The 13,325-nt window shown below is 58.8% G+C and carries 10 protein-coding genes and 1 pseudogene; 7 read left to right on the top strand and 4 right to left on the bottom strand.

All coding sequences use genetic code 11. The annotated features are described in order from the left end of the window. The first annotated feature begins 115 nt into the window (after positions 1-115). On the top strand, positions 116-1,171 hold the full coding sequence (locus HMPREF2527_RS06460) for a methionine ABC transporter ATP-binding protein (RefSeq protein WP_049353211.1): 1,056 nt from the start codon (positions 116-118) through the stop codon (positions 1,169-1,171). After that, a complete protein-coding gene (locus tag HMPREF2527_RS06455; protein ID WP_070507236.1) occupies positions 1,172-1,867 on the top strand; it encodes a methionine ABC transporter permease in 696 nt (231 codons plus the stop codon). A 153-nt stretch (positions 1,868-2,020) separates the two neighbouring features. On the opposite strand, the pseudogene HMPREF2527_RS09690 reads toward HMPREF2527_RS06455, so the two are convergent. The 4 genes and pseudogenes from HMPREF2527_RS09690 to HMPREF2527_RS06440 all read right to left on the bottom strand — a co-directional run. After that, positions 2,021-2,173 (bottom strand): annotated as a pseudogene (locus HMPREF2527_RS09690) (HAD family phosphatase); the annotation flags it as partial. Between the two features lie 1,420 nt (positions 2,174-3,593). Beyond that, a complete protein-coding gene (locus HMPREF2527_RS06450; protein ID WP_070507234.1) occupies positions 3,594-4,358 on the bottom strand; it encodes an HAD family hydrolase in 765 nt (254 codons plus the stop codon). Between the two features lie 190 nt (positions 4,359-4,548). Continuing rightward, positions 4,549-5,967 (bottom strand): ABC transporter permease family protein, encoded by a 1,419-nt coding sequence (locus HMPREF2527_RS06445; RefSeq protein WP_070507232.1) that lies wholly within the window; start codon positions 5,965-5,967, stop codon positions 4,549-4,551. After that, positions 5,967-6,947 (bottom strand): ABC transporter ATP-binding protein, encoded by a 981-nt coding sequence (locus HMPREF2527_RS06440; RefSeq protein WP_070507229.1) that lies wholly within the window; start codon positions 6,945-6,947, stop codon positions 5,967-5,969. Before HMPREF2527_RS06440 ends, HMPREF2527_RS06445 begins: the two co-directional genes overlap by 1 nt. Positions 6,948-7,175: 228 nt before the next feature. On the opposite strand from HMPREF2527_RS06440, the gene HMPREF2527_RS06435 reads away from it, so the two are divergent. The 5 genes from HMPREF2527_RS06435 to HMPREF2527_RS06415 all read left to right on the top strand — a co-directional run bounded on the left by HMPREF2527_RS06435 (position 7,176) and on the right by HMPREF2527_RS06415 (position 13,277). Then, the gene (locus HMPREF2527_RS06435; RefSeq protein WP_070507226.1) at positions 7,176-8,465 is read left to right on the top strand and encodes a histidine phosphatase family protein; all 1,290 of its coding nucleotides are present in this window, start codon (positions 7,176-7,178) and stop codon (positions 8,463-8,465) included. Between the two features lie 34 nt (positions 8,466-8,499). Further along, positions 8,500-8,934, top strand: coding sequence for a VanZ family protein (locus HMPREF2527_RS06430; RefSeq protein WP_141744454.1), 435 nt, complete (start codon positions 8,500-8,502; stop codon positions 8,932-8,934). Between the two features lie 400 nt (positions 8,935-9,334). Further along, positions 9,335-10,126, top strand: coding sequence for a DeoR/GlpR family DNA-binding transcription regulator (locus tag HMPREF2527_RS06425; RefSeq protein ID WP_005504500.1), 792 nt, complete (start codon positions 9,335-9,337; stop codon positions 10,124-10,126). Continuing rightward, positions 10,126-11,076, top strand: coding sequence for a 1-phosphofructokinase family hexose kinase (locus HMPREF2527_RS06420; RefSeq protein ID WP_005508167.1), 951 nt, complete (start codon positions 10,126-10,128; stop codon positions 11,074-11,076). The genes HMPREF2527_RS06425 and HMPREF2527_RS06420 overlap by 1 nt, the downstream gene beginning before the upstream one ends. Positions 11,077-11,258: 182 nt before the next feature. Then, positions 11,259-13,277, top strand: a complete 2,019-nt coding sequence (locus tag HMPREF2527_RS06415; RefSeq protein ID WP_070507222.1) for a PTS fructose transporter subunit IIABC — start codon at positions 11,259-11,261, stop codon at positions 13,275-13,277. Positions 13,278-13,325: the final 48 nt, after the last annotated feature.

The following is a 13,325-nucleotide window of genomic DNA, read 5'->3' as shown; positions in this document are numbered from 1 at the left end:
CATACGCAAAGGCGGTAAGTCTAAGAACCCGATGCGGGTGAAGGCTTACCGTCCTTTGCGTAACGGCGTTAAGGCCCTTTAGCGCCCCAACCACGACATTTACGGATACATATTTATGAGTGAACTGGCACAGAGCTTCGGCGACAGCACCTCGCCCATGGTGGTTCTGGACGGAGTCTCCAAGGTCTTCGGCAACGGCCCCAAGGCAGTAGTTGCTGTCGACAACGTCTCCCTCACCATTAACCGCGGTGAAATCTTTGCAATTATCGGCTACTCCGGCGCCGGTAAGTCCACCCTGGTCCGCCTCATTAACGGCCTGGAAACCACCACCAGCGGCACCCTGACCGTCGGCGGCTTCGAAATTTCCGGCAAGCGCGACTCCGAACTGCGCGAAGCACGCACCAACATCGGTATGATCTTCCAGCAGTTCAACCTGATGAACTCCCGCACCGTGCTCGGTAACGTCGAGTTCCCCCTGAAGATTGCCGGCTGGTCTAAGAAGGACCGCCGCGCCCGCGCCCTGGAAATGCTCGAGTTTGTGGGTCTTGCCGACCGTGCAGGCCACTACCCGAACCAGCTTTCGGGCGGTCAGAAGCAGCGTGTGGGTATTGCCCGTGCGCTCGCGACCAGCCCCGCCCTGCTGCTGGCGGATGAGTCCACCAGCGCGCTGGACCCGGAAACCACTCATGAAGTGCTCGCTCTGCTCAAGCGTGTGAACCGCGAACTGGGTGTGACCGTCGTGGTCATTACCCACGAGATGGACGTGGTCTCCAGCATCGCTGACCGTGTGGCGGTCATGGAGTCCGGCCGCGTGGTCGAGCAGGGCAACGTCTACGACGTCTTCTCCAACCCGCAGACCGACGTGGCGAAGCTGTTCGTGGCAACCACCGTCAAGCTTGCCCCCACCGGCAAGGAGGCGGCTGAGCTGCGCGCTAACCACAAGGGTTACCTCATCAACGTTGAAATCGTGGAGGGTAACCAGGAGCTCGGTAAGGTGCTGTCCTACCTGGGTGCCCGTAACGTCCGCTTCAACATTGTGGGCGGCGGTATTGAGACCCTGCAGGGTAAGGCGTACGGTACCCTCACCCTGGAACTTCTCGGCGAAATCACCAGCATTGATGCCGCCGTTGCCGAACTGAAGACCGTTGCCCGCGTGCAGGAGGTGCGCTAAATGTTTGCTACTACTCTTCCGCTGGCTGCGTCTAAGACGGACTGGTCCGAGTTCCTGCCCGAGAAGCTGCTCCCGGCTATCGGCGACACCTTCTACATGGTGTCTGTTACGATGCTGTGTGCAGGTCTGGTCGGCCTGATTGTTGGTGCGCTGCTGTACACCACCCGTGAAGGTAACATCTTCCAGAACCGCTTCGTGTACACGATCCTGAACATTCTGGTGAACGTGATTCGCCCGATTCCGTTCATTATTTTGATTGCGGCTTTGGGCCCGCTGACTAGTGCTGTGGTGGGTACCCGCCTGGGCGTGAACGCTGCGGTCTTCGCGATGAGCTTCGGTGCTGCGTTCGCTATTGCCCGTATCGTGGAGCAGAACATGGTCTCCATTGACCCGGGCGTGATTGAGGCGGCGCGTGCGATGGGCGCTTCAAAGCTGACCATCCTGTTCACCGTGATGATTCCGGAGGCGCTTGGCCCGCTGATCCTCGGTTACACCTTCCTCGTCATTGGCGTGGTGGATATGTCCGCTATGGCCGGTTACGTGGGTGCTGGCGGTCTGGGTAAGATCGCGATCGTGGACGGCTACCAGCGCTTCAACGATGAGATCACCTGGGCTGTTGTGGCGATTATTATCGTCCTGGTTCAGCTGGTTCAGTTCATCGGTAACTTCCTGGCGAAGAAGGTTATGCGCCGATAAGCTCGTGCCCCTTGTAGGCCTTGTAGGTACTGTAGGTACGGCTGATACAGCATAGAAGACCCCCGGTCTGCTCCTTGAGGAGCGGGCCGGGGGTCTTTCCTCGTACCGGGTCTTTCTTGATGCTGCTACGAGGGCGGCGGGTGCAGCTTAGCCCTGCGCCGCCTCCAGGTACATATCCGGGGCGGGCTTACCGGTGGGAACGTCGTTGCTGCTGACCCAGGTGCGCACCAGCGGGGCGTAGCCGTAGCTTTCCATCTTCAGGGTCAGAATGTTCGCGGTGGAGTTCGACGCCACCGCAACCGGCATGTCTATGACCTACACATCAACAACACCGCCAGATCACAGGGCGAATGCCCTCCGCGCGGAAGATTAGAGCCTTCCGCCATCTATGCGAAGAGCGAGCCGTTTGTGCTTCTTATGCTTCGCCAATCGACCGACCGAGCCGACCGACTGGCCTGTGTTGTTTGTTGTGATGCCCCTTGTGCTTTTCATTCAAATACCTTTGTGTATTTTGTTTGGAAAGTACAAGGGCATTCGCTTCTCTCTCCCCTCACCTCTCTCAGCCTGAGCTGTGAGGTTGAGTCTTGGAACAGAAGGAGAGAAGCCAGAGAGAAAAAGAGCCTGAGCGTTAGCGAAGTCCGCTTAAGCGGACGTAAAATAAAAGTTCCTAGACCGTAGAACTGAAGTGAGAGAGTTGTGAGGACAAGACCAGAGTTATCTCCTGCTCGTAAGAGAAGAAAAGCATACGCACGTAGGAAAGAAGAAGAGAGGTGGGTGAAAGCAGCAGGGGAAGTGAAGACTGTTTACCGCTGTATCTGCGATAAGAACCTAGAAATGTGTAAGGCAGAGGAGCATCCGAAGCGCAATAAGACGACTTAGGATGTAAGTTTGCTGAGGAGAGAGAACGGGCTGGGAGCTTTAGCAGCTAAATACTATAGTGTGCAGTGGCGCAAATTGTTATTGAATCATTACTAAAATAATTTTGACTCCCATTTTGCTGATTGATATCATAAAAGTGTTCTGTTTCACATCAAACTAGAGATATTATCAACAGCTAGAGAGGGACAGCCAATGAAAAATGTTAGTAAGTCAATTGCAAGTTGTATTTCTGTAACTGTAGCGATAGGTGATTAAAGTGGTCGACACTAGATACATACCGATACCTGAATTATGGTTCGCAGGTTATTCTTGCTTTTATTTTACATCTTCGCATGATTCAATGGTTTATAATGTTGGCAGTATTTTAATTCTTTGTGGAGTTTTTGGGTACTCTGCATATCGTGCAAATAAGAACTACGTACAACCTGCGGCATCCTTCATAAAATCCGTATTTTTTATGTTGGCTGTGGTAATTTTACAAGTGTATTGGCTTGACCCTTTGGCTCAGGTTGTAGTTCTACTTATGAGTATCCAGTACGCTTTTGTTTTCTATAAGCAACAGCCGAAATAAGCATCCTTGGAGTTCTAAAACACCTAGCATCACGAGAACCTGCCAATGTTCAGGTTCTCGTGATGTTTTGTATTGGTACCGTTTAGTGAGACTTTGGAAAAGTAGCGCTCCGCGAAAGTGCTGATGAGGTCAAAGGGCTACAAGAGCGGGTGCTAGAGAGGCAGCTGATAAGCATAGAAGACCCCCGGTCTGCTCCTTGAGGAGCGGGCCGGGGGTCTTTCTTGATGCTGCCTATCAGGTGAGGCGGTGGCGCGGTGAGGCGTCTGCGGTACGTGCTTAGCCCTGCGTTGCTTCAGACTGCTGAGCTGCCTCAAGCTTGGCGATCCAGGTGCGTGCCGCCTCCCAGAGCTGCGGGTCATTGAACGAATCGAAGCGCCCAAAACCGGTCGGTGCCTTTGCCGGGTCGGTGCCTTCCGGAACGTAAATCATGACCTTCGTACCGGCGTCACGTGCCGCCTGCGCGCCCGCGGGGGAGTCCTCGAACGCCAGCGCCTCGTGGCCTTCAAAGCCGAGGCGACGTGCCGCCTCCAGGTACATGTCCGGGGCGGGCTTACCGGCCGGAACGTCGTTGCTGCTGACCCAGGTGCGCACCAGCGGGGCGTAGCCGTAGCTTTCCATCTTCAGGGTCAGAATGTTCGCGGTGGAGTTCGACGCCACCGCAACCGGCATGTGCTCGCTCAGGAAGCCAAGGAACTTCTGCGCACCCTCAATCAGGTCCACGCCGGAGCTGATGACCTCGTGCTCGGTGATGAGCAGGTCCTTCATCACGCGTTCATGGTGCTCGGCGTACTCTGCGGAGGCGGTGTCCGGCTTCTGGCCGTTCTGCGCCTCGTAGGAGAGCAGTGCAAGCTCCTCGGCGACATCGGCTGCTGCCAGGCCGGTGAGGCGATGCTCCACCTCCTCGGTGAAGGGAACAGACCAGCGGGCGAAAAGCTCACGCTGCACATCGTTCCAGACGGTCTCGGAGTCGAGGAGGATGCCGTCGCAGTCGAAGATTGCGCAACGGGGGAACCAATCGGAGGGTACTGTGTGTTCAAACATAATGTCAGTCTCTCACAGGGTTTTAGGCTATGGAAGCGGTGGCCCGGTGCGTGAGAAAACATGCAGGGCGCAAACCGGGTGAGGGCACAAAAGCACACAACACAAAAGCGCACAGCACATCAGCAGACATAAAGAAACCCTCCCGCCGCATCCAGAACGGACGCAACGGGAGGGCAGAAGCTAAAACAGCTTAGAGAGCGGACACCGGCTTGTGAGTCACCTGACGCATAAACGGAATGGTCGCCAACAGGCCCACATAGACTAGCGCCAGACCCAGCGCAATAGCGCCGAAGGTCATACCGAACATCTTCGTCAGAATCTCACCGGAAAGACCCTGCGCCGCAATCAACGCCGTCAGCGGCAGACCCAGCAGAGCAGAAACCACGCTAATGAGCACCAGCGGACCGAAAACCACGGTCAGGCGCGAAGCCTGCAACATCCTCGTGGGGGTACCCATCATATTCAGCGAAGAGTACAGCGAACCACGCTCGTAAATGGCGGCGCTCTGATTCAGCACTGCGGAGAGGGTGACCAGCAGGTACGAGAAGAACAGCATGAGCAGCATGCCCTGGAACATGTCCGACATGATGGTCATGAAGGGGCCGGCGGCGGGGCCTACCTCCTTCGCCGTTTTGTTCATCTCACCCGCCAGAATCAGGATGGGGCCGAAGAAGGTCACCAAGAAGGTCGACAGTGCCACACCCGAAACCTGACGCCACGCCCCGCGCGGGGACTCTAGCACCGCACGGTAACCCAGCAGAACCGACGCCTTCTGGGTCATGCGCACACGAATCTTTGCGTATGCCCACACCAGGAAGGTACCAATCAGGTCGATAGCAACCATCATCAGCAGACCCGGCAGAGCAATGAAAATCGCTAGGTTCTTAATCGCGCTATCGGCACCGCCGTCCTGGAAGGGCGAGAACATGCTAAAACCCTTCGAGGTCGAAGCCAGAATCATCACGGCAATGACCAGAACAACACCGATACCCAGAGCAATGTAACCGGCGGAACCAGCCTTCGCGCGGGTACGCACACCCAGCGGGCTGATGCTGACCTTCGCCAGACCGAAGAGGGAGCTAAGAGCCGCCAGAACCATACAGCCCAGGAAGCAGTAGAAAATCACGCTCACCGGCAGGAGCATATTCTCAGCACCCAGCGGAACGTTCATGAAGTGTAGGGCGCCGAAGGGGAAAATCAGCACCAGGTAAAGAAGCAGACCAATAATGAAACCCACGAGGGAGTACACCAGCGCGTCCGCAACCGACAGACCCACAATCAGAGTTGTGGAGGCGCCAATCAGACGCAGGGATGCCAGACGCTCATCACGGCGGCGGGCACTCAATCGAGCAGCCGAAGCACCCAGGGTAAAGAGCGGAACAACCAGCACCAGAGCGGCAACCCACGCCAAACCCATGTAGAGCTTCTGAACACCCAACAGGTTCACCATGTCGTGGTCAACGTTGGCGTGGTCAAGCCAGGTACTCAGCGCCTGAACACCACCGGCAACCGTCAAAAACAGCGCCGAGGAGGCGGCAAAAGCCAGCACGGGAAGAATCGCCTGCGAACTCCATAGGGTTCGCTTGGCGAGTAGAGCATAGATTTGCATTATGCACCTGCCTGAGACTGAGCGCCGAAGCTCTGAGCGTGGTTCTGGGAAGCGGGAACACCGCCCTGGTTATTGCGCTGATCGCTCACAATCTGACCGTCCTGCAGGTACACCACGCGGGAGCACGCCGCCGCCACGTTCGGGTCGTGAGTAACCACCAGCAGAGTCTTACCCTGCTGCGGAATCATGGTCAGCAGCAGCGCCATCACCTCACGCGCGGTCTTCGAATCCAGCGCGCCGGTCGGCTCATCCGCGAAAGTCACGGGGGCACCGTTCACCTGGGAGCGGGCAATCGCCACACGCTGAGCCTGACCACCGGACATCTCACCCATACGGCGGTCCAGCATCTGCCCCAAACCCAGACGGTTCAGCAGATCAGCCGAAATGGAACGCGCCTGCTGGCGGGGAACACCGGCAATCATCGCGGCGAGGGAGACATTCTCCTCCGCGGTCAGCTCGGGAACCAGTAGACCCTGCTGGAACACGAAACCAAACGAGTTAGCGCGCAGGGAGGTGCGCTCACGCTCGCTGAGGGACTCCACCGCCACCTGACCCGCCGGGCCATTGAACAGCACAGAACCGGCATCGAGCTTGATAATGCCCGAGAGCGCGTGCAACAGGGTGGTCTTACCGGAACCGGAAGGACCCATAATCGCCACAGACTCGCCGGGGAAAATATCCAGGCTCACGTTACGCAGCACCGGGTTATTGCCGTACGACTTGTGCAGGTTACGGGCAGAAATAATCGCGCCGCGCGCGAAGGGCGCCTGCTGCGCCTGCTGCGCCTGCTGAGGCACCTGAGCCGGGTAGCCCTGCGGCTGACCCTGATAGTAGCCCTGCTGGCCGGGCTGACCCTGCTGAGCGGAATACTGACCGGCAGGCTGCGCCGCCTGCGGAGGGGTCATTGAATACGGGTTCTGAGCCTGGAACTGCGGGTTCTGGGTTTGAGGATGGTTCTGGGATTGAGGATTCTGCGTCATGACAACCTTCATTGGGTATGAACTAACGGAAGTACTCTTCTATCATCTCAGCTTCTTGGCGGCTCACCCCTCCGTCTGGGGGCTGAAAAATATGGGAAAACCCTGAAAAAATTCGCCCGACCGGGTGCTCAACCACCCCGCAGCTCATACCGCGGTATGAGTGCGCTTCATGAGAGAATACGCCTCTTGCCCCCTTGAACTGCGCGGGGGCAATGCCATACTAGAAGGATGACCGACGCACAGAACACCCCTATCATCACTCCGGTAGCCGACCCCGAGGCAGGAACCCGCATCATCTTCCTGCGCCACGGCCAGACCGACTGGAACATCGACCACCGCTTCCAGGGCGGCACCGACATCCCCCTCAACGACACCGGCAGAGAGCAGGTCCGCACCGCTATCGGCGCCCTGCAACAGGCAGCAGCTGAGGGCACCAGGGTGGACGCTATCGTCTCCTCGCCCCTTTCCCGCGCCGTAGAAAGCGCCGAAATCGTAGCCGAAGGCCTGGGCGTACCCTACCGCGGTGCCATTGACGGCTTCCAGGAACGTTCCTTTGGTGACCTGGAAGGCCAGATTGCTACCCGCGAGCTGATTCTCGCCTCCCGCCAGTCCAACAATGCTTTCAATGTGGAGCCGAAGAAGGACTTCCTCGCCCGCTCCCTCGCGGCGCTGAACCGTGTCCGCCGCGAATACGAGGGTCAGACCGTTGTGGTCGCCGCGCACGGCATGCTGATTGCCATGACCATGACCGCCCTGATCGCTGAGCGCCACCCCGAACTGCTCAACGAGGACGGTATCTACCCGATCCCGGTGAACGCCTCCCTGACCGAGGTGCCCCTGCAGTACCTGGACGACGCGATCGACCGCCTGGTCGTGCAGCATCTGGAACCCGAGCTGGGCCCCGAGGAAGTACCGGCGGGTGCCGAGAACACGACCCTCACCCTGATCCGTCACGGCCAGACCGACTGGAACAAGGCGAACCTGATGCAGGGCATCACCGACATTCCGCTCAATGACACCGGCCGCGAGCAGGCACGCACCACCGGCAAGAAGCTCGCCGACATGGGTCTGGAGTTCACTGTGCTGGTGTCCTCGCCGCTGTCCCGCGCCTACAAGACGGCGCAGCTGGTCGGTGAGTACTTCGACCTGCAGGTGCACAAGACCTACCCCGAACTGGTGGAACGCGCCTACGGTGCCGGCGAGGGCCTGGACATTCCCGCCCCCGAACGCCGCGCCCCGGAACGCTACTACCCGAACGTGGAATCCGAACGTGACGTGTACATTCGTGCGGTGCGCACCCTGCGCAATATCGTGCGTGAACTCTCTGAAGCCTCGGGCGACCAGAAGATTATTGCCGTCAGCCACGGCAGCTTTATCCGCCGCGCCCTCTCCGCCGCAGCCGGTGAAGAGTGGACCGTGACCGTGCCGAACGCCGAACCGCTCACGATTGACGTACCGGGCCTGTTCGCGTGGGATTCGACCAAGCAGTTCGACGAGGTGGGCCGCCTTGTTTGGTAAAGGACAACCCGGTAGCGGTCGCTCTAGCGCTCGCGTGTGGCGGCTGATTCTCTGGCCGGTTACGGCGCTGTACTGCGCGGTGGTGGCGAGTATCGTGTTCGCCCCCGTACACGTGGACGATAACGAGATGGGCGGCCGCCTGGCGCAGCTGCTGGATACCGGCCATGCCGAGGGCTGGCTGCCTGCGTTCATCACCTATTCGAGCATTGAGCAGCTTTCGAACGTCATCATGTTCATTCCGGGCGGTTTTCTTTTCGCCCTGCTGCTCAAGCCGAAGGCTCGCCCGCACGTGCTGTACTCGGGATTTTTGGTCAGCGCCTGCATTGAGACGATTCAGAGTTTCATGCCTGATCGCACCGGTGACCCGGTGGATGTGCTGATGAACGGTTCGGGTGCCCTGCTGGGTGCGGCGGGTGCTTTGGGCGTGCATCGTTGGCGTCGTGAACGTCGTGAGCGTCAAGGTAAATAAAGTTTTGTGCCCGGTGGAGGCGCTGGTTTCGAGGATTCTCGCTGAGGATTTTCGGAGCTGGCGCCTCCACTTTTTACCCTGTGAGGGCGCCGTGTAGGTGTTGGATACTGTGCGGATGAGGGGGGAGCGGGAAAACCCAACAGTTCATTAGGTCAAACAGACATAAACAGGCAGTGACCTCCGATATAGTGTGGTTTCTGTAGGGAACATTCGGGTAATATTCCGGTAAATACAGCGTTTTATATTGACTTACCCACAAAAACCCACATAAAATCAAGTATTACCCTCAAGTGTTCTGCTGGCTCACTGAAACCATGTCTCTCACGGTTATAAAAGCCGAGCAGAGCACAGAAAAGAACGCACAGATTTCCTCCCACTAGCCCAAAGGAACACCAGATTTATGTTCGCAGAAGAACGCCGTGCCGAAATTGCAAAGCTTGTTGCCTCCGCACGTCGTGTCAACGGCGCTGACCTTGCGCGCCGTTACGATGTGACCATGGAGACCGTGCGTCGTGACCTCGCCGCACTGGAAGAGGCAGGTAAGCTCCGCCGTGTCCACGGTGGTGCTGTCACCATTGAGCAGTCCACCTCCCTGGAGTCCTCCATCTCCTCCCGACAGGGCATGAACACCCCCGAAAAGCGCCGCATCGCCACCAAGGCATACCAGATGCTGCGCGACTCCGAGGCGGGCTCCATCGTCCTGGACGCAGGCTCCACCATCGAAATTCTCGCCGACCACATCGGCGCTGAGAACTTCAGCCTCAAGACCGGCAATGACCGCATCGTCATCACCCATGCACTGCACATTGCAGTCAAGCTCGCCGAAGCCGAAGGCGTGACCCTTGAACTGGTTGGCGGCCAGCTGCGCAAGATGACCTGGGCTGCTGTTGGTGCACGCGCCGCAGAGCACTTCGGCACCATGCGCCCCGATATTGCTTTCATTGGTGCCAACGGTATTGAAGCCCACTTCGGCATCTCCACCCCCGGCATGAACGAAGCCATCGTCAAGACCGCAATTTGCAAGGCGGCCCGCCGCGTGGTCTTGCTCTGTGACTCCGCGAAGTTCGGTCAGGAATCCCTGGTCCGCTTCGCTGGATTTGAGGATATTGACACCCTCATTACCGATCGCGAGCCCGAAGGTGCCCTCCGTCAGGCACTCGAGGCCGCAAACGTTGAGATTGTGATTGCCTAATGATTATTACTCTGACCGCAAACCCCAGCCTGGACCGCACCATTGAACTGGGTGCGCCTTTGGCTCACGGTGCCGTGCAGCGTGCTGTCGGCGCCGTACAGGATCCCGGTGGCAAGGGCGTGAATATTTCGCGTGCCCTGCAGGTTTCCGGCGTGCCGACCCTCGCCATTGTGCCCGGTGAAGCCACCGACCCGGTGCTGACCGCACTGCAGGCTGTGGACGTTGAGTTCGCTAACCTGCCCACCGGTGAGCCGATTCGCTCGAACATCACCGTGGTTGACCCGGATGGCACCACCACCAAGCTGAACGCCCCCGGTACCGTTTTTGATGCTGAACTGCGTCAGAAGCTGGACGAGCTGGTGGTTGAGCGTTCCAAGGGTGCCGACTGGGTGGTTCTGGCTGGTTCGCTGCCTCCGGGTCTGGAACCGACCTACTACTCCGAGCTGGTTGCGGCACTGCGCGCCTCCGGCTACGAGGGCAAGATTGCTATTGATACCTCTGAGGCGCCGCTGATTGCGACCGTCGCCGGTGAGCATAAGCCCACCCTGATTAAGCCCAACTCGGAGGAGCTGGCTCAGCTGACCGGTAGCGACAACTGGGAGGAGCTGGAGGCCAGCCCCGAGCTGACCGCCCGTACCGCCCAGAAGCTGCTCGGCGACGGCATTGAATATGTGCTTGCCACCCTCGGTGGCGGCGGTGCCGTGCTGGTCACTGAGCAGGGTATCTGGCACGCTGTGCACGAGCCGATTCAGGTTCGTAGCACTGTGGGTGCCGGTGACTCCTCGCTGTCCGGTTTCTTGATTGCTCACACTCGTGGTGAGGATGCCCCCGGTTGCCTAGTTCAGGCGGTAGCTCACGGTTCGGCTGCTGCTGCTCTGCCCGGTACCCGTATGCCTTCGCTGGAGCAGACCACTCCTGAGAAGGTCACTGTTCGTCAGCTGCAGCTCTAATTCGGACTGTTTTCGCACCTCCAGCTTTTATTCTCAGAAGGGAATGTATGCAGGGGTGTTACCTCAACACCCACACGCATATACGAACACAACACACACTGCACACACTTTGAACCCATATAGGGGAGAAGCCCGGCACCGCTAAGCGAATCCCCGCCCCAACACATACCCGAGGAGGGAATATGTCTGATCTGATCACCGCAGATCTCGTCCTGCTGGACGAGAACCTCGGCGAGACCCGATTCGACGTAATTGCCAAGCTCGCCCAGGCAGTCGTAAATGCCGGACGCGCTACCGACTTCGAGCAGCTCTACGCGGCTGCCGAGGCACGCGAATCCAAGACCGACACCGGTATCCCCGGCGGTATTGCGATTCCGCACTGCCGCAGTGCCGCCGTCACCGAGCCGACCCTGGCAATGGCACGCCCCAACCCTGCAGTTTCCTTCGGTGCAAAGGACGGCCCCGCCGACCTGATTTTCTTCATCGCTGCACCCGATGGCGCTGACCAGGCTCACCTGAAGCTGCTCTCCACCCTGGCACGCTCCCTGATGAAGAAGAGCTTCACCGCGTCCCTGCGCGAAGCCTCCTCGGCTGAAGAGATCGTTGAGCTGGTCAACGGTGCGCTCGGCGTGGGTGAGAAGAAGGCAGAGGCTAAGCCCGCCGAGGCTGCCGCTGCTGCTCCGGCTACTACCCCGGCTGCTGCTGAGAAGGAAGCACCCGCCGCTTCGGCTCCGGTGAAGAAGATTGTTGCTGTGACCGCATGCCCCACCGGCATCGCTCACACCTATATGGCTGCGGACGCCCTCAAGTACGCTGCTGAAGAGCTCGGCTACGACCTGAAGGTTGAAACCCAGGGCTCCTCGGGTAACGAGAAGCTGACTCAGGCTGATATTGACGCCGCAGACGCCGTGATTTTCGCGGTGTCCGTGAACGTGCGTGAGCGTAACCGCTTCGCAGGTAAGCCCTTTATTGAGTCTCCCGTCAAGCGCGGTATTGACGAGCCTAAGGAAATGATTGCGGAGGCTCTGGCTGAGGCCGAGAACCCCAACGGTGCACGCGTTGCCGCTGCCGCATCCAGCGGTGAGGACAGCGCAGGCGCTACCGAAGGCGCTTGGGGCTCGCGCATCTACAAGGCTGTGATGACCGGTATCTCCTACATGATTCCGTTCGTTGCCGCCGGCGGTATTCTGGTCGCCCTGGGCTTCGTTTTCGAGGCAATTACGGTGCCGAACCTTGGCGATGTGAACACCAAGGCGATTCTCGACTCGGCAACCCTGTTCAATCTCGGTGACGTGCACTGGACCCTGTACCTGGGTGCTGTTCTGCAGACCATCGGTGGTTTCGGTCTGAGCCTGATGGTTCCGGCTCTTGCCGCGTACATTGCGTACGGTTTGGCTCAGCGTCCCGGTATTGCTCCGGGCTTCATCGCCGGTTCGGTGGCTCTTGCGGTAAACGCGGGCTTCCTTGGCGGTATTGTTGGCGGTATTCTCGCCGGTCTGATTGCGTACGCTCTGGGTACCCTGAAGCTGCCCCGCTGGCTTGGCTCGATGATGCCCGTGGTCATCACCCCGCTGGTGACTTCTCTGGTCGCCGGCCTGGCAATGTACCTGCTGCTCGGTGCGCCCCTGGCGTGGGTGATGACCACCCTGCAGGATTGGCTGACCTCCATGTCTGGCGGTTCCGCTCTGCTGCTGGGTCTGATCCTGGGCGCCATGATGGCTTCTGACCTGGGTGGCCCCATCAACAAGGCTGCTTACCTCTTCGCAACTGCTGGCCTGTCCTCGGGTGCGACCGTGAACCAGGAAATCATGGCTGCCGTCATTATTTCCGGTATGGTTCCGCCGCTGGCTATGGCTCTGGCAACCACCCTGCGTCCCAAGCTGTTCAACGAGAACGAGCGTGAGAACGGTAAGGCTGCGTGGCTGCTGGGTGCATCCTTCATCTCTGAGGGTGCTATTCCCTTCGCTTCGGCTGACCCGGCTCGCGTGATTCCTTCGACCATTGTTGGTGGCGCTATTGCCGGTGCAATCTCCATGGGTGCGCACGTGGCTTCCCCGGCTCCGCACGGCGGTATCTGGATTATTGGTCTGGCGCAGAACCCGCTGATGTTCTTCGTGGCCGTGCTGGCCGGTACCGTGCTATCGGCTCTGGTGTACGTTGTGCTGAAGTCCATGGGTGCCCGCTCCAAGGCATCCGCATAAAGGCCGTATAACCTCACCTTCATTTGATCGTCTGTTTGCAGGCGTGAG

Source organism: Rothia sp. HMSC071B01, assembly GCF_001808945.1.
In the GTDB taxonomy this organism is placed as follows: domain Bacteria; phylum Actinomycetota; class Actinomycetes; order Actinomycetales; family Micrococcaceae; genus Rothia.
The sequence above is the reverse complement of the archived record's forward strand: the minus strand, read 5'-3'. Positions and strand labels throughout refer to the sequence as shown.